Annotated in this window: 24 protein-coding genes; 21 read left to right on the top strand and 3 right to left on the bottom strand. The window is 44.4% G+C overall.

Translation table 11 applies throughout. The annotated features are described in order from the left end of the window. Position 1 precedes the first annotated feature (1 nt). From aspS to trxA, 3 genes are all read left to right on the top strand, one after another. On the top strand, positions 2 to 1,786 hold the full coding sequence (aspS, locus tag LJE72_RS21045) for an aspartate--tRNA ligase (protein ID WP_229249954.1): 1,785 nt from the start codon (positions 2 to 4) through the stop codon (positions 1,784 to 1,786). A gap of 122 nt (positions 1,787 to 1,908) precedes the next feature. Then, positions 1,909 to 2,190, top strand: coding sequence for a metal-sensitive transcriptional regulator (locus tag LJE72_RS21040; protein ID WP_229249953.1), 282 nt, complete (start codon positions 1,909 to 1,911; stop codon positions 2,188 to 2,190). 26 nt (positions 2,191 to 2,216) lie between these two features. After that, positions 2,217 to 2,546: a thioredoxin gene (gene trxA, locus LJE72_RS21035; protein ID WP_229249952.1), complete on the top strand. Its 330-nt coding sequence runs from the start codon at positions 2,217 to 2,219 to the stop codon at positions 2,544 to 2,546. Between the two features lie 85 nt (positions 2,547 to 2,631). On the opposite strand, the gene LJE72_RS21030 is transcribed toward trxA, so the two are convergent. Continuing rightward, positions 2,632 to 3,963: a replication-associated recombination protein A gene (locus LJE72_RS21030; RefSeq protein ID WP_229249951.1), complete on the bottom strand. Its 1,332-nt coding sequence runs from the start codon at positions 3,961 to 3,963 to the stop codon at positions 2,632 to 2,634. Positions 3,964 to 4,238: 275 nt separating this feature from the next. Here LJE72_RS21030 and LJE72_RS21025 point away from each other — a divergent pair, with 275 nt between their 5' ends. From LJE72_RS21025 to mltG, 15 genes are all read left to right on the top strand, one after another. Further along, positions 4,239 to 4,691: an RrF2 family transcriptional regulator gene (locus LJE72_RS21025; RefSeq protein WP_229249950.1), complete on the top strand. Its 453-nt coding sequence runs from the start codon at positions 4,239 to 4,241 to the stop codon at positions 4,689 to 4,691. Positions 4,692 to 4,738: 47 nt separating this feature from the next. Beyond that, a complete protein-coding gene (gene nifS, locus LJE72_RS21020) occupies positions 4,739 to 5,923 on the top strand; it encodes a cysteine desulfurase NifS (RefSeq protein WP_229249949.1) in 1,185 nt (394 codons plus the stop codon). A 17-nt stretch (positions 5,924 to 5,940) separates the two neighbouring features. Then, on the top strand, positions 5,941 to 6,318 hold the full coding sequence (gene nifU / locus LJE72_RS21015) for a Fe-S cluster assembly scaffold protein NifU (protein WP_229249948.1): 378 nt from the start codon (positions 5,941 to 5,943) through the stop codon (positions 6,316 to 6,318). Positions 6,319 to 6,325: 7 nt separating this feature from the next. Beyond that, positions 6,326 to 7,447: a tRNA 2-thiouridine(34) synthase MnmA gene (mnmA, locus tag LJE72_RS21010; RefSeq protein ID WP_229249947.1), complete on the top strand. Its 1,122-nt coding sequence runs from the start codon at positions 6,326 to 6,328 to the stop codon at positions 7,445 to 7,447. Between the two features lie 184 nt (positions 7,448 to 7,631). Beyond that, the gene (locus LJE72_RS21005) at positions 7,632 to 8,126 is read left to right on the top strand and encodes a PRC-barrel domain-containing protein (protein ID WP_229249946.1); all 495 of its coding nucleotides are present in this window, start codon (positions 7,632 to 7,634) and stop codon (positions 8,124 to 8,126) included. After that, on the top strand, positions 8,123 to 8,326 hold the full coding sequence (locus LJE72_RS21000) for a hypothetical protein (protein WP_229249945.1): 204 nt from the start codon (positions 8,123 to 8,125) through the stop codon (positions 8,324 to 8,326). The genes LJE72_RS21005 and LJE72_RS21000 overlap by 4 nt, the downstream gene beginning before the upstream one ends. A gap of 359 nt (positions 8,327 to 8,685) precedes the next feature. Continuing rightward, positions 8,686 to 9,717 (top strand): AI-2E family transporter, encoded by a 1,032-nt coding sequence (locus LJE72_RS20995; RefSeq protein ID WP_229249944.1) that lies wholly within the window; start codon positions 8,686 to 8,688, stop codon positions 9,715 to 9,717. A 224-nt stretch (positions 9,718 to 9,941) separates the two neighbouring features. Continuing rightward, on the top strand, positions 9,942 to 12,569 hold the full coding sequence (alaS, locus tag LJE72_RS20990) for an alanine--tRNA ligase (protein WP_229249943.1): 2,628 nt from the start codon (positions 9,942 to 9,944) through the stop codon (positions 12,567 to 12,569). Positions 12,570 to 12,649: 80 nt separating this feature from the next. Further along, positions 12,650 to 12,907, top strand: a complete 258-nt coding sequence (locus LJE72_RS20985; protein WP_229249942.1) for an IreB family regulatory phosphoprotein — start codon at positions 12,650 to 12,652, stop codon at positions 12,905 to 12,907. A 94-nt stretch (positions 12,908 to 13,001) separates the two neighbouring features. Further along, positions 13,002 to 13,946: an aldo/keto reductase gene (locus tag LJE72_RS20980; RefSeq protein WP_229249941.1), complete on the top strand. Its 945-nt coding sequence runs from the start codon at positions 13,002 to 13,004 to the stop codon at positions 13,944 to 13,946. A 58-nt stretch (positions 13,947 to 14,004) separates the two neighbouring features. Continuing rightward, the gene (locus tag LJE72_RS20975; RefSeq protein WP_229249940.1) at positions 14,005 to 14,328 is read left to right on the top strand and encodes a DMT family transporter; all 324 of its coding nucleotides are present in this window, start codon (positions 14,005 to 14,007) and stop codon (positions 14,326 to 14,328) included. 63 nt (positions 14,329 to 14,391) lie between these two features. Continuing rightward, complete coding sequence (ruvX, locus tag LJE72_RS20970; RefSeq protein ID WP_229249939.1) at positions 14,392 to 14,838, top strand: Holliday junction resolvase RuvX; 447 nt, start codon at positions 14,392 to 14,394, stop codon at positions 14,836 to 14,838. A 36-nt stretch (positions 14,839 to 14,874) separates the two neighbouring features. Continuing rightward, positions 14,875 to 15,180: a DUF1292 domain-containing protein gene (locus tag LJE72_RS20965; RefSeq protein ID WP_073030387.1), complete on the top strand. Its 306-nt coding sequence runs from the start codon at positions 14,875 to 14,877 to the stop codon at positions 15,178 to 15,180. A gap of 268 nt (positions 15,181 to 15,448) precedes the next feature. Then, positions 15,449 to 16,726 (top strand): VanW family protein, encoded by a 1,278-nt coding sequence (locus LJE72_RS20960; protein ID WP_229249938.1) that lies wholly within the window; start codon positions 15,449 to 15,451, stop codon positions 16,724 to 16,726. A 40-nt stretch (positions 16,727 to 16,766) separates the two neighbouring features. Continuing rightward, positions 16,767 to 17,786 (top strand): endolytic transglycosylase MltG, encoded by a 1,020-nt coding sequence (gene mltG / locus LJE72_RS20955; protein ID WP_229249937.1) that lies wholly within the window; start codon positions 16,767 to 16,769, stop codon positions 17,784 to 17,786. On the opposite strand, the gene trpB is transcribed toward mltG, so the two are convergent. After that, complete coding sequence (gene trpB / locus LJE72_RS20950) at positions 17,780 to 18,949, bottom strand: tryptophan synthase subunit beta (protein WP_229249936.1); 1,170 nt, start codon at positions 18,947 to 18,949, stop codon at positions 17,780 to 17,782. The two genes, mltG and trpB, sit on opposite strands and share 7 nt — an antisense overlap. 458 nt (positions 18,950 to 19,407) lie before the next feature. On the opposite strand from trpB, the gene LJE72_RS20945 reads away from it, so the two are divergent. Genes LJE72_RS20945 through LJE72_RS20935 form a run of 3 tightly spaced genes read left to right on the top strand, consistent with a single transcriptional unit; the run spans position 19,408 to position 21,269 of the window. Then, positions 19,408 to 20,679 carry a peptidase U32 family protein gene (locus tag LJE72_RS20945; protein WP_229249935.1) on the top strand — a complete coding sequence of 424 codons (1,272 nt, stop codon included), beginning with the start codon at positions 19,408 to 19,410 and terminating at the stop codon, positions 20,677 to 20,679. A 60-nt stretch (positions 20,680 to 20,739) separates the two neighbouring features. After that, positions 20,740 to 20,985 (top strand): DUF4911 domain-containing protein, encoded by a 246-nt coding sequence (locus tag LJE72_RS20940; RefSeq protein ID WP_229249934.1) that lies wholly within the window; start codon positions 20,740 to 20,742, stop codon positions 20,983 to 20,985. A gap of 44 nt (positions 20,986 to 21,029) precedes the next feature. Further along, positions 21,030 to 21,269, top strand: coding sequence for a DUF4911 domain-containing protein (locus LJE72_RS20935; RefSeq protein ID WP_229249933.1), 240 nt, complete (start codon positions 21,030 to 21,032; stop codon positions 21,267 to 21,269). A gap of 31 nt (positions 21,270 to 21,300) precedes the next feature. Here the strand turns inward: LJE72_RS20935 and LJE72_RS20930 are convergent, their stop codons facing one another. Then, the gene (locus LJE72_RS20930; protein WP_229249932.1) at positions 21,301 to 22,509 is read right to left on the bottom strand and encodes a vWA domain-containing protein; all 1,209 of its coding nucleotides are present in this window, start codon (positions 22,507 to 22,509) and stop codon (positions 21,301 to 21,303) included. Between the last annotated feature and the right edge of the window lies 1 nt (position 22,510).

The following is a 22,510-nucleotide window of genomic DNA, read 5'->3' as shown; positions in this document are numbered from 1 at the left end:
CATGACAGTATTTTCAGAACGTGTTGAAAATGGACAGCTAGGATTAGCAAATGTGGGAGAGACCGTTCGTTTGTTAGGATGGGTTCAGCGCCGTCGTGACCACGGAGGTTTAATTTTCGTTGATCTGCGAGATCGTACAGGTATTGTTCAAGTTGTTTTTGACCCAGAGAAGATGGGAGAAGGATTTTCCACGGCAGAAAGCTTGCGTTCAGAGTTCGTTGTCTCTATCCTTGGGCAAGTGATTGCTCGCCCAGAAGGAATGATTAATCCAAACCTGGCAACAGGTAAAATTGAGATCGCGGCCCAGACATTGGATGTCTTAAATGGAGCTAAAACTCCGCCTTACTATCTTGTAGATCAAGTGGATGTAGATGAGACAGTGCGTCTGAAATATCGCTATTTGGATTTGCGTCGACCTGAAATGCAGACCGTATTCAAGATTCGGCATCGAGTCACTCAGATCATGCGTAATTTCTTTGACCGTCAAGGTTTTTATGAAATCGAAACTCCCATGCTTAATAAATCTACGCCTGAGGGGGCACGAGATTATCTTGTTCCCAGCCGTGTTCACCCGGGTGAGTTTTATGCCTTACCACAGTCCCCCCAAATATATAAGCAACTTCTCATGGTAGGCGGTATGGAGAAGTATTTTCAAATTGCTCGTTGTTTTAGGGATGAGGATTTAAGAGCAGATCGTCAACCGGAATTCACTCAGCTTGATGTTGAGATGTCTTTTGTCGAAGTGGAAGACATACTTCCCATGATGGAAAAATTAATGACGGAGATTTTCTCTGAAACGGTTGGGAAACCTGTAACCGTTCCTTTCCTGCGTTTAACATATAAAGAAGCAATGGATCGTTATGGATCAGACAAACCGGATAGGCGCTTTGGCATGGAACTGATCGATGTGGGAGAACTCGTGGGTAAAACTGGATTTAAGGTCTTCGCTAATGCTGTGGCAAATGGCGGGAGCGTAAAATGTATTTGCGCTAAAGGGTGTGCCGGCTTGCCACGTCGTGAAATCGATGACCTGGCTAAGTTTGTCAGTACTTATCGAGCCAAAGGATTAGCCTGGATTGTCTTAGCTGAAGAGGGTCTGAAATCCCCTATTGCTAAATTCTTTACTGAAGAGGAGATGGCTGCCCTAATTGAACGTACACGTGCCGAGACTGGGGATATCTTGTTCTTTGTGGCAGATACCTATGCTGTCGTCTCTGATGCACTGGGGCATTTGCGCTTGGAATTGGCAAAACGTTTAGGTCTGATTGAAGAGGGACTGCTCGAATTCCTATGGGTTACAGAATTCCCACTCTTGGAATATGATGAGGAACAACAACGTCATATCGCTATTCACCATCCATTTACTGCACCCATGGACGAAGATTTACATCTTCTCGAGACTGATCCCCTTAAAGTTCGGGCAAAGGCCTATGATATGGTCCTCAACGGAACGGAGCTCGGGGGCGGAAGTATTCGGATTCATTGTCGCGAGGTACAGGAGAAGTTATTTAAGTTACTCGGATTTTCTGAGGAAGAGGCTGCCGCCCAATTTGGATTTCTTATGGAGGCCTTTGAATATGGTACTCCTCCCCACGGCGGAATTGCCTTTGGCCTGGATCGAATGATTATGCTCTTAACTGGAAAAGATAATATAAGAGACGTAATTGCTTTTCCGAAAACTCAAAGTGCCTCGGATTTGATGGCTCATGCTCCTTCGACAGTGGCGGACAAACAATTAAAAGAATTGCATATCCAGACAAATATTGAGTTACCCAGTGTAAAATGATAAATCAAAAGATTTCTTCCTAAATTGTAAGGAATAGTAACTTTTCCGAGTTGACAGGGAAGAATGCATTAGCTATAATATTAATTGTAGCTACCCCCTTAGGGTATCGGAGGATGCATAGCATGACGAATTCAACCCCTTATTCAGAATCTAAAGAGGATCTTATACGCAGGCTTAAAAAAATCGAAGGCCAAGTAAAAGGGATTCAACGTATGGTTGACAGTGACAAGTATTGTGTTGATGTCTTGATTCAAGTGGCAGCAGTTCGTGCTGCGATTAACAGGGTTGGCACTATTGTCTTTGAACACCATTCGCGGGGATGTATGCGTAATGCCGTTGAGAACAATAACCAGGAAGCTGCGATTGAGGAGCTTATTGGGGTGCTCGCTAAATTTATTAAGTAAATCATATTTGATTAGGAGGAATTATTATGGCAGGTGCAAATGTTAAAACCTTTACTACTGCAAATTTTGAATCGAATGTTCTGAAGTCTGAGCAAGCGGTTTTGGTCGATTTTTGGGCTCCGTGGTGTAGTCCATGTCGTATGGTTACTCCTGTTATTGATGAACTTGCTGATGAGTATGTTGGTCGAATCGCCATCGGGAAGGTTAATGTCGATGAGAATACCTCTATCGCTAGTGAATATGGAGTTATGAGCATACCAACACTGGCTATTTTCAAGGGGGGCAAAATGGTTGACAAAATTACTGGCTTCCGTGGAAAACCCGACCTTGTCAAAATGCTCGAGGCCCATATCTAAATGTCAATAATATAAGCCGATAATAAAAGGCGATGCCCAATTTCGGGCATCGCTTTTTTAGGTTATAAATGCGGGGGGAGGGGCTTTAATTCGGGGAGCCGGGGTTAGGATGACTTTTATTATCCGTGGCCTTAGGGGGGGTGAAAAACTCCTTCCCCATTTTCGAGGGGACGTAAAAGGTTTGTCCTTGAACAGTTGAGGGCAGGTAGGTTTGGTCAACCCAATGGTCCGGGTACGAGTGGGGATAGAGGTATCCTTTTCCATTCCCTAATTTTTCTGCGCCGGGGTAGTGTCCGTCTTTAAGTTGGGGGGGAACTTCTCCGGTAGGATGTTTTTTAACATAATTCAGAGCCTTATCGATGCTCGTGACAACACTGTTGCTTTTAGGTGCAGTTGTAATAGCTAGAACTGCTTGAGCCATGGGGATTCTTGCTTCAGGCAGGCCCAGCCATTCAAGAGCATTTGCGGCAGCATGAGCTTGGAGCATGACCATCGGATCCGCCAATCCCACATCTTCTGACGCATGGACGATAATCCGTCGGACAATAAAACGTGGATCTTCGCCCGCTTCAAGTAAGACCCCTAACCAATAGAGCGCTGCATCGGGATCTGAACCGCGCATACTTTTGATAAATGCGGAGATGATGTCATAATGATTGTCCCCTGATTTATCGAACCGGATGGCCCGTTGTTGTATGGATTCTTCCGCTATATCAAGGGAGATATGACGAATTCCGTTTTCTGGCGCGGTAGTAAGAACTGCCAACTCTAAAGCATTAAGGGCGCGGCGCAAATCTCCGTTAGCATAATTAATCCAATGCTCCCACGCTTCAGAGGTGATTTCTGTTTGATATTGCCCTAAACCGCGTTCTGAATCCTTCAGGGCTTGTTCAAGTCCGAGACGAATTTCTGGAGGTTCAAGAAGTTCTAATCTAAAAAGGGTTGAACGACTAAGGAGCGCAGAATTTAATTCAAAGAAGGGGTTTTCTGTTGTTGCACCGATGAAGGTAATAGTTCCATTTTCGACAGCAGGCAGAAGTGCATCTTGTTGCCCTTTATTAAAACGATGAACTTCGTCACAAAAAACCAAAGTGCGTTTGCTGTAAAGATGAAGGTTATCTGTAGCCTGCGTAATAATTTCACGGATCTCCTTAACGCCGGAGGTGACAGCATTTATGCGGACAAAACGCGATGTGGTTTTGGCAGCAATGACTTGCGCTAAAGAGGTCTTCCCTGTTCCTGGCGGTCCATAGAGAATCAATGATGAAACACGGTCAGCCTCAATAGCCCGGCGCAGGAGTTTTCCGGGGCCGAGAATTTGAGCTTGACCGATATACTCTTCGAGTGTTCTTGGGCGCATACGCTCCGCTAGGGGAGCAACTTGATGTTGATTGAATGTCGCGGAAAAAAGATCCATTGGGCTATGTTCCTTTCTTACAACCTATGGCTAGGGCTTGGCACTGGCCAAGTTTCCTTATATTAATTATATCATGCGGGACGGACATCTGCTTGCCGTGCTTTACGTCTTAAAAGGGTTAGTTTAATCACAGTAAAAAAGATAGGGTTAGGTGTAAAATAAAGAAGTTGAGTTTGATACTAGTGGACTTGACAAATCCCGAGTGTTTTTATAAGATATAAACAGATAAGAAATATATAAAAAATGCGTTTATCTAGTGGAAAAGAGGTGAGGGTTTGAAACTCTCGACCAAAGGTCGATATGGGGTAAAAGCCATGTTTGATTTAGCTCAACATATGGGTGAAGGACCGACTTCATTGAAAAGCATTGCGGAGAGGCAGGGTATATCTGAACATTATCTGGAGCAACTGGTTTCCGGTTTGCGTAAAGCGGGTTTAGTGAAAAGTGTTCGCGGTGCGCAAGGGGGCTACTTGTTAGGGAGAGAACCGGATAAAATCAAAATCGGAGATATTATCCGTGTGTTAGAAGGGCCAATTGCTCCGACTGATTGCGTATCAGAGGAGGACCCGGAACTTTGTTCTAAAGCTGAGTTTTGTGTCACTAGGGCAATTTGGGAGAAAGTTAGGGATTCCATCGCAGATGTTCTTGATTCTATCACACTTGAAACAATGCTTGAAGATGCCCAAAAGATCGAATCGGAGCGGAACTTATATATGTATTACATTTAACCTTTATTTTTTTGCTTCAAAGTTTATGATATAAGGGAGTGAGCCCCATGAGGCGAGTTTATTTAGACCACAGTGCAACAACCCCGGTTGATCCAGAAGTAGCTGCTATCATGATGACATATTACACAGAAAAGTATGGTAACCCGTCAAGTGTTCACGGCTTTGGCAGAGAGACTAAACAAGCCCTTGAGCAAGCCCGAAATCAGGTGGCCGAGTTGATCGGTGCTGCTTCCAGGGAGATCACATTTACCAGCGGAGGAACAGAAGCAGACAATCTGGCGATTCTTGGGACGGCTGAAGCGCTTCGTAAAAAAGGTAAGCATATTATTACCTCCTGTATCGAACACCATGCTGTTCTTGAAACTTGTGAGTACCTTGAAAAAAATGGATTCGACCTGACAGTTATACCGGTAGACGAAGAGGGAATTATTTCAGTTGATGAAGTGCGGAAGGCTATTCGGCCGGATACAATTTTGATTACTGTAATGCATGCCAATAATGAAGTGGGATCCATTCAACCAATTGCAGAAATCGGTAAGCTGGCTAAGGAACATGGTATTGTCTTTCACGTTGATGCAGTTCAGTCTCTAGGGAAAATCCCCATTAATGTTGAAGAAATGAATGTCGACCTGCTGACTGTTTCAGGGCATAAGATTTATGGCCCTAAAGGGGTAGGCGCACTCTATGTTCGCAAAGGGGTCCGAATTGTGCCTTTAATTCATGGCGGAGGGCAAGAAAGAAAGCGCCGCTCGGGAACAGAGAATATGCCCGGAATCATTGGGTTTGGTAAGGCCTGCGAGTTGGCTGGGCAACGGATGGCGGACGACGCGGAGAAACAAATTAAACTGCGGGACAAACTGATGAATGGTATCGTAGAAGGTATAGAATATGTGAAAGTCAATGGACCGGTAGGAGAAAAGCGTTTACCCAATAATGTTAACGTCAGTATCCGTTATGTTGAAGGGGAGTCTTTATTACTCTCTCTAGATATGTTGGGAATTGCAGCCTCAAGCGGATCGGCATGTACCTCGGGGTCTCTGGATCCTTCCCATGTTTTACTGGGTATGGGATTGATTCATGAAATTGCTCATGGTTCGCTGCGCTTCTCCCTGGGTCGTCAGAATACAGAAGAAGAAATTGATTATGTCCTTGAACAATTACCGAAAATCGTGGAGCGTTTGCGAATGATGTCTCCACTGTACGATCAGGTTATTCATTCGAAACAAGCATAATAAGGAGTGAGGAAGAAATGTATACAGAAAAAGTAATGGATCATTTTACAAATCCACGCAACGTCGGCGAAATGAAAAATCCAGATGGTGTCGGTGAAGTAGGAAACGCAAAGTGCGGCGACATCATGCGTATATATTTGGATATCGAAGGGGACATTATCAAAGACGTAAAATTCAAAACCTTTGGCTGCGGAGCTGCAGTTGCAACCAGCAGTATGGTTACGGAAATGGTCAAGGGAAAAACGATTGACGAAGCTATGGTAATCTCCAATGCGGCAGTAGCTGAGGCATTAGGAGGCCTCCCTGAAACTAAAATGCATTGTTCTAATCTGGCCGCGGATGCACTTCATAAGGCCATTGGGGACTATCGCGATAAACAGCAGAAAAAGGAATAGATGAAGAATGACTCAAACTACAAAACCTAAAGTAGTTGTGGGTATGAGCGGCGGCGTGGATAGCTCCATGACCGCCGCTTTGCTCAAAGAAGAAGGATATGACGTGATTGGGGTTACTATGCAGATATGGGAAGCAACGGGTCCGGAAGTCGAGGGAGGTTGTTGCTCGAACTCGGCTATTGATGATGCCAGGAGAGTTGCCTTTATATTGGGAATTCCCCATTACGTCATGAACTTTCGTTCGTATTTTAAGGAGACTGTGGTAGATTATTTTACGCAGTCTTATCTGTATGGTGAAACTCCCAATCCATGCTTGGCATGCAACAAACATGTGAAATTCGGGGAGATGCTCCGCAAGGCCCGTGGATTGGGAGCGGAGTTTATAGCAACCGGCCATTATGCACAAGTGTTACGAGATCCGAACAGTGAACGATTTCTTTTAAGCAATAGTGCAGATGCGCGCAAAGATCAGACCTATGCCCTGTACATGCTAACCCAGGAACAGCTGGCACATACGCTTTTTCCTTTAGCAGAATATCAAAAAGAGCATGTGCGGGAAATGGCTAGAGAGCGGGGCCTGGGGGTTGGAGATAAGCCTGAAAGCCAAGAAATTTGTTTTGTGCCAGATGATGATTACGCCACCTTTGTAAGGCAGCGATTAGAGGTCCCGATCAAGCCGGGTGATTTTGTAGATCTTGTCGGAAAGAAATTGGGCCGGCATGAGGGGATTATTAACTTCACGATTGGACAGAGGAAAGGCCTGGGAGTCACCTTTGGTAAACCAATGTTTGTGGTAGGGCTGAATCCTGAGCGCAATGAGGTTGTTTTGGGCGAAGATCGGGATGTGTATACGGATACCCTTTGGGCAATCGATCTCAACTGGATATCGATACCCGATTTAACTGAACCATTAAAAGTTAAGGCTAAAATTCGTTACAATTCTACCGGAGCTCCAGCGACAATTTTTCCTGGCGAAATAGGGTCTGGTTATGGTGTGATGGTAAGCTTTGATGAACCTCAGCGGGCAGTGACTCCGGGACAGGCAGTCGTCTTTTATCAAGGAAATCTAGTGGTTGGCGGGGGGAAAATTATTTCTGATCCTCGCGGCCGAGAGCGCGGGTCCAAGTAAGTTCTTTCGGGTCCTTCTCGCCATCCATGGCTACAGGAACACTTGGCCATCCATGGCCGGCGGTCCCCTTTCCGCCGTCCATGGCTGCAGGGACACTCGACCATCCATGGTCTTCGCATGCATAAAGTTTGGTTTGGGCGGGCAGAGTATAGATAGAATTTTTTTAGCGGAGGTGGAAGAATGAATGAGACGCTCACGTGAGATTGTCGGATTGCCGGTCTTGGATTTAAAAAGTGGAAATTCAATTGGTTGGGTACATGATCTGGTGCTTGACAATGAAAAAGATGAGGTTGTCGGAGTTCTTCTTGAAGGCGGACATTTCTTCCACTCAGCTAAAGGTATTCCTCGGAAGGCCATAGCAACGGTTGGTAAAGATGCCCTGACTGTTAATGAAAAAACAGTAGAAGAACTTAAGGGGACAAGATGGTCTGACAAAGTAGGTAATGAAGTCTATACTCAAGGTGGAGACGCTAGAGGCACGATTGAAGATGTTTTCCTCGATGACGCTATAGAAAAAATGGTGGGGTTCGAGGTATCTGACGGGCTCTTCGCTGACCTTCTTCACGGTCGGGGGACGATTCTAAAGCCGCATGTCATGATTGATGGGAATGATATATTAATCGTTGATAACCAAGTATCCCCCTTGGATCAAACAAATGAAGGGGGAATGCGATCATGAATTGTCCGGTTTGCGGTGGAAGAGCCATTGGTAAAGTTGGAGTCGAGCAGTTTTACTGTTGGGATTGTTGTGTTGAATTTGCGACTCAAACTGATAAAGTTGTCATTTACGATTTAGCCGAAGACGGCTCTTTGGTGGCTTGGGATGATCCGAGCCTCAATCCCGGTGTTTCTTGTGCAGATGAAGTAATTCCGATTTAATGAACTCATTTGGCTAAAGCTGAACGTGGAGCATAAGGAACACTCCCTTGAAGAAGTGGGCGTCTCGGAATTGATGAGATAAGGAACGATGAATATTAGGTTCAAAATAAATGTGGTATTCATTTTTCCGCGAAGAACAGAAAAGTGTTGATGCGACCCAGTATGAATCCTTCAAAAGGGTAGGCTACCTGTTGATTAAGAATATGAAAGTATTTCACTAATGCTGGATTAAAAAAGCGCGCATCGCGCGCTTTTTAGTTTGTCTTTAGTCTCTTTTTAAGAGGGTGCTTCGTTGTTCAGGAAAATACATAAGTTCATTCTGTCCCAGATCCTCGAAAGGAAGTGTACTCTTACAGTTTATGAAATTTAAAAATTGGAAATGGATTTTTACAGGAACGTGTTTGCTGTTGGGAATACTAATTCTTTTCAGGGTGAGGGCAATATTAGGTCCGTTTTTCCTTGCTTTTGTGCTGGCGTATTTGTTAAACCCTCTGGTTGTTGTGCTGGAACGGTATAAAATCAGCAGAAATAGAGCTATTGCGATTGTTTTCTTCTTAATTATTGCCTTTTGTGCTACCGCTATTTTTCTTATTATCCCAATAATCTATAATGAACTAAGCAAATTGTTGGTTATTTTGCCTCAGACGATTCAGTCGATTACGGATATGATTGAAGAGTTTCGGAATCAGTTTAAGGCAACGGGGTTACCTAATCGAGTTGCGATTGTCTTGGATGAACATTTAATTCAAGGGGAAACAATGATTGCTGAGCGGCTCAACCAATTTCTGGATAACTTGCCGAAGGCACTGTCTTCACTGACTCTTTACATGTTGTCGCCGGTTATTGCCATTTACATTCTGGCAGACTGGAAAGGCTTAGGGGAAGGCTTTTTTCGGATTATCCCTCAACGCTGGAGGATGGAATGGCGACGGTTGTGGCAAGACATTAATCATGTCGTAAGGCAATTTGTTCGAGGAGATTTATTCGTAGCACTGATTGTGGGGATAATGATCGGTATAGGGGTAAAACTTGTGGGCATGGATTATGCTCTGTTGATTGGCCTTGTTTGCGGAATCTTTGACCTTATTCCCTATTTTGGGCCTGCAATTGGGGCAGTTCCGGCGATACTATTAGCGTTAACTCATTCTCCGGTAATGGCCTTAAAGGTTACCTTGATTATTTTCTTGGTGCAACAGCTTGAAGGGAATATAATATCTCCTAAGCTTATGGGCGAGAGTGTCGGACTTCACCCTCTTTGGGTTGTTTTTGCCCTTTTAGCTTGTGGAGAAATTGCAGGGTTTTGGGGCATGTTCTTGGCTGTTCCTTTAGCTGCGGTCATTCGAGTCCTGTTTAAACATATTTATTTCAGGCTGGTGTCTACGAAAGTCTAATCTAGTTGACAAATAAGACATTCCCTGTATATACTTTATAAACAATGGAAATTTTATATTACTATCGTAATTAAGTCAGAAAGTACCGCTCAAGCCCGATAAGATACAGGGTGATCCCGAAAAATCTCGTCCCTGATTGACAAAGGGAGAGATTATTTTTTTATACCAGTCGGAAGGGATAATTTGACTGTTATTTCTTGATTGAATTTAAAGGGGTGTTCAGATTGTATTCAGGCAATGAATTAAGGGACATGTTTCTTAAGTATTTTGAGGCTAAAGGGCACAAAATTCTGCCTAGTGCTTCGCTTATTCCCAAAGATGATCCGACATTGTTATTAACAGTAGCGGGCATGGTTCCTTTTAAACCATATTTCCAACGTCAGGTTGAACCTCCCTTTCCACGGGCTACGACTGCCCAAAAGTGTGTTCGAACCCCGGACCTCGAGGAAGTAGGGAAAACTGCCCGTCATCATACATATTTTGAAATGTTGGGAAACTTTTCCTTTGGAGATTACTTTAAAACTGATGCAATTCCCTGGGCTTGGGAGTATATCACCAATGTCTTGAAAATCCCCGTTGAAAAATTATGGATAACCATATATCCCGAAGATCAGGATGCCAAACAGATATGGGAAAAAGCAGGTGTTAAGTCCGAGCGAATCGTAGGTGATCCGGAGAACTTCTGGGCGGCTGGTCAGACAGGCCCTTGCGGGCCTTGTTCGGAGATTTATGTCGACTTGGGTGCAGCCAGAGGGTGTGGTAAACCGGGGTGTGCTATAGGGTGTGATTGTGACCGGTTCTTGGAAATATGGAATTTGGTCTTTATGCAGTATAACCGTGATGAAGCAGGGGTATTAACCCCCCTTCCAAAGCAAAATATTGATACGGGGATGGGCCTGGAGCGGATCGCCTCTGTAATGCAGGGTGTGGAAACCAATTTTGACACGGATCTGTTCCGTCCTATTATTGATCATGTCGCAACCTTAGCTGGGATCAAATATAATGATAATGCTAAAAGTGACTTAGCTCTAAAAGTGGTTTCAGACCATGTTCGAGCGGTTTCATTTATGTTGTCCGATGGAATTCGGCCCAATAATGAAGGCAGAGGATATGTCCTTCGTCGTATCTTGCGCCGTGCTGTTCGGTTTGCTAAACTCTTAGGGATTGACAAACCCTTCTTGGAATCCGCCTTTCAAATTATACAAAGGGACTATGCCCACGCTTATCCTGAGCTTAAAGAAAACGAGAATTTCATTCTCAGTCATTTGAATTTAGAAGAGAAGAACTTTCAAGCAACTTTAGAACAGGGCACTCAGTTATTGCAGGAAAAGGTCAAGGAGCTTATCAAACAAGGGAAGACAGTGTTAACCGGAGCTGATGCTTTCTATTTGTATGAAACCTACGGTTTCCCTGTAGAGTTAACCGAAGAAATGCTGGAAGAACAAGGGCTGTCCGTAGATATGCTGACCTTCCAGACCGCTTCTGAGGAACATCGTCTCCGAGCGAAAGAACAATCTCAGCAAATGCGTGCTGTGGTGGAAAGCCCGGAACTTATAGAAAGGGCTAAATCCTTAGGAGCTACACCCTTTGTCGGCTATGACAAAGTTTCTTTAAGGACTCGAATTGAAGGCCTGTTTGTCAATGGCAAAGAGATGCAGGACGCCGGCGAAGGGGAAGAGGTTATGATCTTCCTTTCAGAAACTCCTTTCTATGCAGAAAGCGGAGGGCAGGTATCTGATGTAGGGGTGATCCGAACATCTCGTGCCGAGGCCCGGGTGCTTGAAGTAAAAAAAGGTGTGACAGGAACTCTGTATCATCGGGCTGAGGTTAAAACCGGGGTATTACACGTCGGGGAATCCGTAGAAGTGGAAATTGATAATTTTGACCGTCTGGCTACGACTCGTCATCACAGCGCAACACACCTTCTTCAGACTGCTTTGCGCTCGGTTTTGGGGGACCATGTTCAACAAGCAGGGTCATTAGTGACTCCTGAACGCCTGCGCTTTGATTTTACGCATTTTTCTCCAATGACACCGGATGGGTTAAGGGCAGTCGAGGGGCTGATTAATGAAGCTGTGTTAAAGAATATGCCGGTAAAGGCGAAAGAAATGTCTTTAAAGGAAGCTAAACAAAGCGGAGCTACGGCACTTTTTGGAGAGAAATATGGAGAAACTGTCAGGGTTGTAAGTATGGGGATGTTCAGTCAGGAATTGTGCGGTGGAACCCATGTTAACAGCACAGGAGAAATCGGACTTGTAAAAATCCTCAGCGAAGGCGGAATAGGGGCCGGCTTGCGTCGGATTGAGGCAGTTGCCGGTCTGGAAGCCTTGGCATACTTCCGTTCCCTTGATGAGCAGGTAATGGAAGTAGCCCAGAACCTTAAAGCACAACCTTTAGAAGTTGGGAAGCGTGTAAATGGTCTAATGACCCAGGTAAAAGACCTTGAACGTGAAATCGGACAACTCCAAGCAAAGCTTGCCAAGAATGAAGTTGGAGGGTTATTGAGTAGGGTTGAGGAGGTCGATGGAATTCAGGTCATAGCTGCCCAAGTGCAGGCCCCGGATATGGAAAGTCTTCGTCAAATGGCAGATTTAATTCGAGACAGGATGAAATCCGGAGTTATCGTCTTAGGTGCTGTAAGCGAAGGAAAGGTTAACTTTGTTACAACGGTTAACCCAAAAGGTTTAAGCGGGCTTCATGCAGGACAGATTATTAAGGAGGTAGCCAAAATTACCGGCGGCAGCGGTGGCGGTAAGCCAGACATGGCACAGGCCGGCGGTAAAGATCCCAGTAAATTGGGTGAAGCTATAGATCGAGTTCCCAATCTTCTCAGAGGATTTCTTAAAAAATAGAGGAGAATCATACTGAGAGTAAGAATATCTAATTTAACTTGAAAAAGCCGTATACGAAAAGGCGAAAGGTGGACAGGGAAATGGATCGAATGGAAGAAACCATGATGTTTAAGGCTGTGGGAGATGAAGCGATTTCAGCCCACGATATATTGCAGAAGGTGTATGCCGCGTTACAGGAGAAAGGGTATGACCCGATCAACCAAATGGTGGGTTATCTCATGTCTGGCGACCCTGTATATATTACCAGCCACAATCAGGCGAGATCAATGATTCGTAAACTTGAACGCTTTGAGCTGATCGAAGAGCTGGTTAGAACCTATTTGCAAGAAAAAGAGTGAATAAAATGTACTTTGAACCCTCACTAAATGTGGTGAGGGTTTCAACTTTAGAGTGTTCAGTGTGAATGAGTGCAGGCACTAAAGGAGTTTTAAAATGCGTCAAGTTAAGCTTGGCTTGTGGGGAGCAGAGGTTTCTGAGGTTTGCTTCGGAAGTCTGGCAATATCTCCGTTGCAAGGCCGTGTAACAGAAGCGGAAGGAATCTCTGTTCTGCGCTATGCGCTTGAGCAAGGGGTTAATTGGATTGATACTGCAGAAATATATGATAACTATGGGCAAATTGCTGAAGCCATAAAAGGACATCATGAGGCTCTAATCGTCAGTAAATCCTACTCTGTCACTGCCGAAGAAATGCGTCTAAGCATAGAGAAGGCGCGTACTGATCTTAAGCGGGATACTCTTGATTTTTTCTTGCTTCATGAGCAAGAAAGTGCTTTAACCTTGAAAGGACATCTGGGTGCTTGGGAAGAACTCCTGCGGGCAAAGGAAAAGGGTATAGTTCGCTGGATCGGCATTTCGACGCATGCTGTTGCCGGAGTCAGGGCAGGTGCCCTGTTACCCGGCCTTGATGTGATCCATCCCATCTTAAACTACCAAGGTCTGGGGATTATTGATGGTACCTTAAGCGAGATGCTGGAGGCTATTTCCTTTGCATCTCACCTGGGTATAGGGATTTATGCTATGAAGGTTTTTGGGGGCGGGCATTTAGCAAGCGATCCTGAAAAAGCCGTAGCCTTTGTCCGAGGAGTTTCAGGGGTTCAGAGCATGGCTCTGGGAATGTCCAGCCAAGAAGAAGTGGATTATAATCTCCTCTTGTTGGCAGATAAAGAAGTCCCGGAGGAGTTGCAAAAAAAGGTAAAGCATAGGCAACGGAAACTATATATTGCAGATTGGTGCCAGGGGTGTGGGCTTTGTTTGAAAGCTTGCCCCCAGGGCGCTTTAAGTATTGAAGAAAATATATCGGTCGTTGATGCCAAGGCTTGTGTACTTTGCGGGTATTGCGGAAGGGTTTGTCCTCATTTTTGTTTAAAGATTGTCTGAAATATTTCTAGGTTAAAAGTATATTCAGGGTCAGATGTTGTTAGATTAAGGAGAAATTATGAGTTGGCTGTATTTGATTTTCGCAATTATTTTTGAACTTTGTGGCACTACTTTAATGAAACTTTCCAAGGGGTTGACAAAAATTGTTCCTGCAATAGGCATGTTTGTCTCATATTTTTTGTGTTTTTGGCTATTATCATTGGCCTTAAAAGAAATCGAAGTAAGCGTGGCGTATGCAATATGGTCAGCAGTAGGGATAGTGGTTATTTCTGTCATAGGAATATTTTTTTTCAACGAAACAGTTAATACCCTCAAAATAGTTTCTATACTTCTGATTGTGGCTGGAGTCATAGGATTAAATTTAAGTGGTTTAAAGCATTAATGGATATTTATGACCGAAAATAGTTTTAATTAAAAACTAGGAGTCAGCTTGGAGGAAATACTGTTGAGAATTATGGGGTTGGATTTTGGGTCGAAGACGATTGGTGTGGCCATGAGTGACGCATTATTTTGGACGGCCCAGGGAGTTAAGACGATTAGGCGCTCCAAGAAGGAGCTTGATGAGTTGCGTGAACTTATACGGGAGTATGAGGTTATGGAGATAGTCATCGGGTATCCTAAGAATATGAATGGAACCCTAGGGCCTCGATGTACTTTGACCGAGGAGTTCGCAGAGGTTTTACGTGCGGAATTTGGACTTGAAGTTAAGTTGTGGGATGAGCGTTTAAGTACTGTTGCAGCCCAGAGAACTCTTATAGAAGCGGATGTGTCGCGCTCGAAGAGAAAACACGTTATAGACAAAATGGCGGCGGTATTTATCCTTCAGGGTTATCTGGACAGTCGGCAAAATAAAAATACTAGGGCAATATTTGACAATCATTACCTACAATAGTACAATGACAATATTCTTTGATAAGAGGTGAATCATATGACTGACCATGAACATAACCATGATGAGCATGATGCGGAAGAGTTTGATACTGTCATTCTCACAGATGATGAGGGAAAAGACCATGAGTTTCTTCATCTAGACACTTTGGAACTAGAAGGTTCTACATACTTTGTCTTGATGCCTATCTCTGAGGACGAATCAGAAGAGGATGAGGCTATTATCCTTAAACTCGGTAAAGATGCTGAAGGCGGCGAAATGTTGCTTGACATCGAAGACGATGAAGAATGGGAAAAAGTGGCTGATGCTTGGGAAAACCTGGTAGAATCCGAAGACGAAGAATAAGTTGGACTAATTTTATTCCATGTATATTTGGGAATACTAAGAACTCGCTGAAAATAATCAGCGAGTTCTTTTATTTGCAGTCAGAATTGACTAAATTCCAACCTCCTTATTTGAAGTTTGGCCAGTAAAATATTGATGAATATAATTAAGGTTTGAGATAAACAACAACCTCCGCGGAAATACTAAAGTTAGAAAAGAGGAGGTGTTGAAGATAAAGTATTTAGAAAAAGTAAGACTACGGGATCTTTTTTTTGCTGGAGTTCTTTTTTTGCTCATTTTAATAAACGGTTGCAATTCTTCAAACCCTGTCCCTGATAAACTTTCTGAGGATGCACAAGATAGTAATGGAGTTGAAATAACTAATAGAATTATTTCCACTGGGACCAAAATTGACGATTTGGATTTAAGTGGCACTCCATTGCCTGAGGCAACCGTAAAGATAGAAAATTGGGCAAAGGACAAGCTGGAAGAAACGCGTGTACTGTTGTACAATGATACAGAGATTCCTGTAACTCTAAGTGACATAGGGGTTAAGGTGGATACTCAGAAGATTATTGAGAAGACACAGATTAGTCCCGGAACTGCTCAGCCCAGTGTCTTAAAAGTGGATTCATCTATAGCAAGTCAAGAGCTTCAGGAGAAGCTTAAAAAGTTTAATAGACCAGCCAAAGATGCTTCTTATAAGATTGAAAATGATGCAGTAGTCATTCAGCCGGGGGAAAGTGGGCGGACGGTCGATGTCGAAAGCTTGATCAATCAAATTCAAGAAGTTCCTCTAAGTGATGTGCCGGCACGGATCGTCATTCCCATGGTAGAAGTTCCGCCGGCTGTTACTACTGAGTCTGTTAAAGCCTTAGCATTTGATGCTGTCATCGGGGAGTTTTCCACTAATTTTTTAGTTGAAGAAAAGAATCGTTCTGCTAATTTGACGGCTGCCGCTAAAGCGTTGGATGGCAAAGCGCTTCTTCCCGGAGAAACTCTTTCTTTTAACGAGAAGGTAGGTCCGCGTGAGCCTGAGACAGGGTATAAAGAAGCTTATATAATTGTTAACGGGGAGTATGTGCAGGGAACCGGAGGGGGCGTGTGCCAGGTGTCTTCGACTCTCTACAATGCCGTATTATTAAGTGATTTAGAGATCGTGGAACGGAAGCCTCACGCTGTTGTCGTTAGTTATGTACCAACTGGTCAAGATGCGACGGTTAATTATCCCAATATTGATTTCAAGTTTAAAAATAATACCAGCAGTTTAGTCTACTTGCGTACGGAGGTTAAGCCAGGAGTTCTGACGGTTAGGATTATGGGTAAGAAGAGGGATAAAACCGTCCGAATTGAACGGCAAGTGGAGAGAGAAATCCCCTATAAGACAGAAAGACGACTAGATCCCAAGTTGCGCAAAGGACAAGTCCTTCGGGAACAAGCCGGTTCTAAAGGGATTATTGTCAATACGTGGCAAATTGTTCGAGATGGGACCGGCAGTGAGACTAAGAAGTTTCTGGGTCGTGATTTGTATGCTCCGACAAATCGCATATTACGCGTAGGGACTTAAAAGAGGATCTTACTGGAATAATAGAAAGAGAGAGTGAGAAATGGCCAGAAAAAAGAAGACCATTGGCATATTTACGTGGATTGTTCTTCTTTCCTTGGTCGGGGGGGGCGGATTATTGTCTTGGTGGAATTGGGCTAATATGCCCTACTCCACGTCAGGAAACACAGAAAAAATCACGATTGTTTCTGGAACAACCGCAGGGCAATTAGCCGAGGAGTTACAAAAGCGTCATCTAATACGCAGTGCGTGGGTGTTTAAGTTTTTAGCTCGTGAACGTCAAGAAGATTTCAAATTGTATGTCGGGGATTATCAATTAGCCCCTGGAATGTCCCCGAGGGAAATGATAGATCGCTTAATTGGTCGTTCAATTGCCTCAAAGACTAACCTGGTGACCATTCCAGAAGGGTATACTACCAAACAAATTGTTGAACTTCTCGTCCAAAAAGGAATAGGCAGTAAAGAGAGGTATATGAAAGTTGTTACGGAAGATGATTTTCCCTATTCATTCTTAAAGGATGCCCCTAAAGGAGTTCACCGCTTAGAAGGATATTTATTTCCTAATACCTACGATATTCCAGTAACCACAACCCCTCATGCCGTCATTGATTTGCTTCTTCGGCAATTTGAGAAAGAGCTGACGCCAGAAGTACAGAATCAACTCACTGTTAAGAAACTTACAGTTGCTCAGTGGGTTACCTTAGCCTCTCTCATTGAAAAAGAGGCAGTGAAAGAGGCTGATCGCCCATTGATCTCTTCGGTATTAATGAATCGATTAAAGATTAATCAGCCCCTTCAAATAGATGCTACTATTCAATTCTTGCTCGAAACTCCAAAAGCGAATCTTTCTTACGAGGATCTGCAGATTCCCTCTCCCTATAATACTTACCTCCATTCCGGATTTCCACCGGGTCCGATTGCCAGTCCGGGACATGCTTCCTTGCAGGCGGTATTAAACCCGGCCCAAACGGAGTTCAGATACTATGTGGCCAAAAAAGACGGCTATCATGTATTTGCTAAAACCTATGCAGAGCATCTCAAAAACGTAGAAGAGTATCAGTGAGTTAATTGGTAGATTTGTTCCACGTCTTTGTCACCGCGGCCGGATATATTGACGATGAGAATTTGCTCAGGACTCATTGTTGGGGCAAGCTTAAGTGCATAAGCTACGGCATGTGCGCTCTCCAGAGCAGGGATGATGCCTTCAGTTCGGGAAAGCCGATGGAAGGCTTCGAGAGACTCATCATCGGTAATGCTGACATATTCTGCACGGCCAATGTCTTTAAGATAGCTGTGCTCGGGTCCAACACCGGGATAGTCCAGACCGGCTGAAATGGAGTGGGTGGCAAGAGGCTCTCCCTTTTCGTCTGCCATGACGTAACATTTAAAGCCGTGTACGATTCCGGGAGCTCCGGCGGTGAGGGGAGCAGCGTGTTTGCCTGTTTCCAAACCCAGACCCGCCGGCTCAACTCCTATGAGTTTAACAGAGGAATCCTTGATAAAGTTCGCAAACATGCCGATGGCGTTGCTGCCGCCGCCAACACAGGCCATGACCGCATCAGGAAGTTTACCTTCAGCTTCGAGTATTTGCTGGCGTGCCTCCCGAGAGATAATCGCTTGGAAGTGTTTTACAAGGGAGGGGAAGGGATGGGGGCCGACAGCAGAGCCCAACATATAGAAAGTATTTTCATAGTTCACGGCGAAGTCCCCTAAGGCCGCATCCACGGCATCCTTCAGAGTGCGTGTTCCAGATGTGACAGGGATTACTTTGGCTCCCAATAGTTCCATGCGGAAGACATTGAGAGATTGGCGCTTTGTATCTTCTTCCCCCATATATATCACGCATTCCATGTCAAAGAGGGCACAGGCTGTTGCTGTGGCCACGCCGTGTTGTCCCGCTCCGGTTTCTGCTATGACCCGTCTGGCACCCATGCGTTTAGCAAGCAGTGCTTGGCCGAGGACGTTGTTGATTTTGTGCGCACCAGTATGGTTAAGATCCTCTCGTTTGAGGTAGACTTTAGCCCCTCCTAATTGCTGAGAGAGCTTTTTGGCATAGTAGAGGGGGTTGGGACGGCCTACATATTGACGGAGATAATAGTCGAGTTCTTGATTGAAGTCAGGATCATCCTTATACCTTTCGAAGGCGTCGTCCAACTGATTCAAGGCGTTTTCTAATTGAGGAGGGACAAAACTTCCGCCATATTCACCAAAATAACCTTTTTGCATAATAAATTCCTCCATCTCATCTTATAATTTAACTATTGGAAACTAAAAAACTTTCCGCCCTTTAAAGGACAGAAAGTTAATTTCTATATGCCACCTTTTTTGTATGGGACCTACATGGTAAGATACCCATATTCCAAGCTTAGATACGGAGCAGGATGCATTTCTCGGCAACAAATTAGCAGATGCGGAGAGTCGACCTCTCGATATCCGTGTCTCTGTAACGGGAAACCCCCGGTATCACCTACTGATGCAAAAGCATGTTCGGATTACGACTCTGAGATCCATTCGGTCTGCGGGAAGTGTATCAGACTCTCACCTTCTCTGACTCGCTAAAACATTCCTCAAAGACTTACTAATTCTCTTCATTGTCTTGCATGTTAATTTTCTGTATTGTAATATGGCAGAAGGCACTTCGTCAAGAGGTGTTATGGAAAAGATTTAAAGTTAGGGGAATCCTCATGAGAAAACCGGAATTGTTAGCTCCTGCGGGAGATTGGGAAAAGTTAAGATACGCTCTGGCCTACGGAGCGGATGCTGTTTATATGGGAGGACAGGCTTTTGGTCTGAGGGCTTACGCCGGGAATTTCGGTTTCCGAGAGATGGAGCAAGGGGTTCGCTGGACCCATGATTTAGGGAAGAAACTTTATATAACCGTAAATATCTTCGCTCATGAGTCGGATTTTGAAGAACTCCCGGCTTACCTCAAGCAGTTGGAAACCTTAGGGGTTGACGGAGCGATTGTCTCAGATCCGGGGGTTATTGCCCTAGCCCAGGAGGTGGCTCCTCGACTGCCTCTTCATTTAAGCACACAGGCCAATAACACAAATTCATATTCCGTTCGATTTTGGCTGAAGCAAGGGATTGAGCGGGTGGTTCTCGCTCGAGAACTGACGCTGGAAGAGATAAGAACGGTACGTGCTAAAGTGGATGGGGGACTGGAAATCTTTATCCATGGAGCCATGTGTATGTCATATTCCGGGAGATGCTTGCTGAGTAATTATTTGACAGGAAGAGATGCTAATCGGGGAGAGTGTACTCAGCCCTGTCGATGGGGATACGCACTAGTGGAAGAAAAACGGCCTGGGGTAGTCTTTCCTATTGAGGAGGATGAACGCGGGACTTATGTGTTTAACTCACATGATTTATGCCTCTTGCCTCATCTGCCCCTGTTAAAAGCAATTGATATAGACAGTTATAAGATCGAAGGACGGATGAAAAGCGTTCAATATGTTGCCAGTACAGTTAAGGTTTACCGGGAAGCCATAGACACTCTTTGGGATCAGGGGGAAGAAGCCTTTCAGGCCAAGCTCCCTCAGTGGTTAGAAGAGATGGACAAAGTCAGTCACCGGGATTATTCGGCAGGATTTCTCTTTGGGAAGCCGGGGGCGAGCTCGCATAATTTAGTGTCTTCTCATTATGTTCGGGATTATGACTTCGTAGGAGTTCGGTTGGATGAAGGGATCATAGATAACGATGCCGCAGATGTCACAGAACCCACAGAGGAGAACACAGCCTGGATCGAGCAACGGAACAACTTTAAGCTGGGAGAGGTTTTAGAGGTTCTGACACCCCAGGGCGACTGTTGGTCGTTTGAAGTTACGGCAATGCGGGATGCTGAGGGAGAACCGATAGAAGTGGCTCGTCATGCACAGCAGAAGATTAGGATGACCGTCCCGAGAAAAGTCCTTCCTTACAGTATTTTGAGGCGGGCGAAAAGCGAGAGAAAGTGAAGCGTGATGTGATGAACTGATAGAAACAAGTCCACAATAGTAGTTTAAGGAGACGAGTGAATGAATTATGATGGTTCAGAGCAATCAAGTCCTCTTGTTTCGGATGTTGATGTTATCGTTAAAGCGCGCTTAGCACGGGTAGAAATGCAAATGTTAGATAAACTTGTGGAGGGTTTAGGGCATTTAGGCATTGTAACAACAACGAATAAAGCTATTGGGGAAGTTATGATTCAAACAACGAAACACTGTTGGCCGGATTTAAAGAAGGCTATAGAGCAGATGCCGTTTGAGATAGAGTTCATTTAGACAAATTCATTTAAGACAATATAGAGAAATTAGGGGAGTAGCAGATGAATTTTTCAGACCAACCTGGGGCACATCTCTCGGATATTGACCTTATTATAAAAGCGCGCATAGATCGGTCACAGATCCAAATGCTTTGCAAACTTGTAGAGGGGTTAGGCCATCTCGGCATCGTTACAACCACGAACAAAGAATTAGGTGAGGTTATGATCCAAACCACAAAGTATTGTTGGCCAGAGTTAAAAGAACTGATATTAAAGATGCCGTTGGAGATCGAATTTATGTAAATAGCAGAAGGAACCCAAAGGGTTCCTTCTGCTATTTGCGGACCATCAACTTTTTGATGGCTTGATCAAGCCCCTCTAGGGTTAGTTCATACATTGGAAAGACACTGCGTACCATTTTAATGGTGTGATAGCCGTGAACTCGTTCCCAATATTTCTCGGGTATAGGGTTAAGCCAAACATTATAGGGAAAGGTCTTAGCTAAACGTTCTAACCATGTGTACCCCGGTTCCTCATTGCCTAAATCCCAAAAGATGTTCCCACCAATCATCGTGAGTTCACTTGGTGCCATGGCTGCATCCCCTATGATAATGACTTTATAGTCTTTACTGAGTAGATGCATAGTATCAATAGTCTTGACTGCTCTTTTGGGGCTGCAAGTAGCATCTAAATATAACTGATCATAAAAACAGTTGTGAAAGTAAAAGAATTTTAGATCCTTGAAATGAGAAGATTTATGCACTGCAGAAAACAACTGACTGCAGATTTTGGCATAGGGGGCCATGGATCCCCCCGCATCCATCAGGACAATAAGCTTAACAGTGTTTTTACGCGGCCTCGTCCAAACAAGTTTCAATTTTCCGGCATTTTTACAAGTTTTATCAATAGTGTCATCTAAATCAAGTTGGTCTTTAGCTCCGTCAAGACGTGTGCTGAACTGGCGCAATTTACGTAAGGCGACTTCGAACTGACGCACTCCTAAGGTTTTGTCACTGCGATACTCCCGGTAATTTCGCTCGGCGGCTACTTTCACAGCGGATTGCCCGTATGACTCGCCCCCTATACGCACCCCCCCTGGATGAAACCCAGAGTGCCCGAAGGGGGAGGTCCCACCCGTTCCGACCCATTTACCTCCGCCGTGATGAGGACCATCCTGTGTACGCAGGCGTTCTTCTAAAGCCGATTTTAAACTCTCCCAATCGGGTAAACCTAATTTATTCAAGAGTTCATTGCGTTCTTCTTCAGAAAACATCTTAGGTGGTAAAGGATTTTCCATCCATTTGGAAACCTGATCTAATAATTGTGCAGGAGTCTCTATCCCTCGAAAATAGTTCTGAAAGGCAAGGTCATATTGGTCAAAGTGACTTTCGCTTTTGACTAAGACAGCTCTGGCGAGATAGTAAAATCCCGATAGGCTTGATCCGGCCAAACCTTCGTTAAGCGCCTCCATCAAGGTCATCCATTCTGTGATAGAAACAGGAACCCCTTCGCGTCGTAATTGATAAAAAAAGTTAGTATACATA

This window comes from Desulfosporosinus shakirovi (assembly GCF_020595055.1).
Classification (GTDB): domain Bacteria; phylum Bacillota; class Desulfitobacteriia; order Desulfitobacteriales; family Desulfitobacteriaceae; genus Desulfosporosinus; species Desulfosporosinus shakirovi.
The sequence above is the reverse complement of the archived record's forward strand: the minus strand, read 5'-3'. Positions and strand labels throughout refer to the sequence as shown.

Bases quoted from the DNA above. Each gene is read 5' to 3' on its own strand.
- LJE72_RS20975 (WP_229249940.1), top strand. From the start codon at position 14,005: ATGAGTTGGCTGTATTTGATTTTCGCAATTATTTTTGAACTTTGTGGC.
- LJE72_RS20935 (WP_229249933.1), top strand. From the start codon at position 21,030: ATGAATTTTTCAGACCAACCTGGGGCACATCTCTCGGATATTGACCTT.
- mltG (WP_229249937.1), top strand. From the start codon at position 16,767: ATGGCCAGAAAAAAGAAGACCATTGGCATATTTACGTGGATTGTTCTT.
- LJE72_RS21040 (WP_229249953.1), top strand. From the start codon at position 1,909: ATGACGAATTCAACCCCTTATTCAGAATCTAAAGAGGATCTTATACGC.
- mnmA (WP_229249947.1), top strand. From the start codon at position 6,326: ATGACTCAAACTACAAAACCTAAAGTAGTTGTGGGTATGAGCGGCGGC.
- LJE72_RS20940 (WP_229249934.1), top strand. From the start codon at position 20,740: ATGAATTATGATGGTTCAGAGCAATCAAGTCCTCTTGTTTCGGATGTT.
- nifU (WP_229249948.1), top strand. From the start codon at position 5,941: ATGTATACAGAAAAAGTAATGGATCATTTTACAAATCCACGCAACGTC.
- trxA (WP_229249952.1), top strand. From the start codon at position 2,217: ATGGCAGGTGCAAATGTTAAAACCTTTACTACTGCAAATTTTGAATCG.
- LJE72_RS20985 (WP_229249942.1), top strand. From the start codon at position 12,650: ATGGATCGAATGGAAGAAACCATGATGTTTAAGGCTGTGGGAGATGAA.
- LJE72_RS20945 (WP_229249935.1), top strand. From the start codon at position 19,408: ATGAGAAAACCGGAATTGTTAGCTCCTGCGGGAGATTGGGAAAAGTTA.
- LJE72_RS21000 (WP_229249945.1), top strand. From the start codon at position 8,123: ATGAATTGTCCGGTTTGCGGTGGAAGAGCCATTGGTAAAGTTGGAGTC.
- LJE72_RS20965 (WP_073030387.1), top strand. From the start codon at position 14,875: ATGACTGACCATGAACATAACCATGATGAGCATGATGCGGAAGAGTTT.
- LJE72_RS20980 (WP_229249941.1), top strand. From the start codon at position 13,002: ATGCGTCAAGTTAAGCTTGGCTTGTGGGGAGCAGAGGTTTCTGAGGTT.
- nifS (WP_229249949.1), top strand. From the start codon at position 4,739: ATGAGGCGAGTTTATTTAGACCACAGTGCAACAACCCCGGTTGATCCA.
- LJE72_RS20930 (WP_229249932.1), bottom strand. From the start codon at position 22,509: ATGTATACTAACTTTTTTTATCAATTACGACGCGAAGGGGTTCCTGTT.
- LJE72_RS21005 (WP_229249946.1), top strand. From the start codon at position 7,632: ATGAGACGCTCACGTGAGATTGTCGGATTGCCGGTCTTGGATTTAAAA.
- aspS (WP_229249954.1), top strand. From the start codon at position 2: ATGACAGTATTTTCAGAACGTGTTGAAAATGGACAGCTAGGATTAGCA.
- LJE72_RS21030 (WP_229249951.1), bottom strand. From the start codon at position 3,963: ATGGATCTTTTTTCCGCGACATTCAATCAACATCAAGTTGCTCCCCTA.
- trpB (WP_229249936.1), bottom strand. From the start codon at position 18,949: ATGCAAAAAGGTTATTTTGGTGAATATGGCGGAAGTTTTGTCCCTCCT.
- LJE72_RS20995 (WP_229249944.1), top strand. From the start codon at position 8,686: ATGAAATTTAAAAATTGGAAATGGATTTTTACAGGAACGTGTTTGCTG.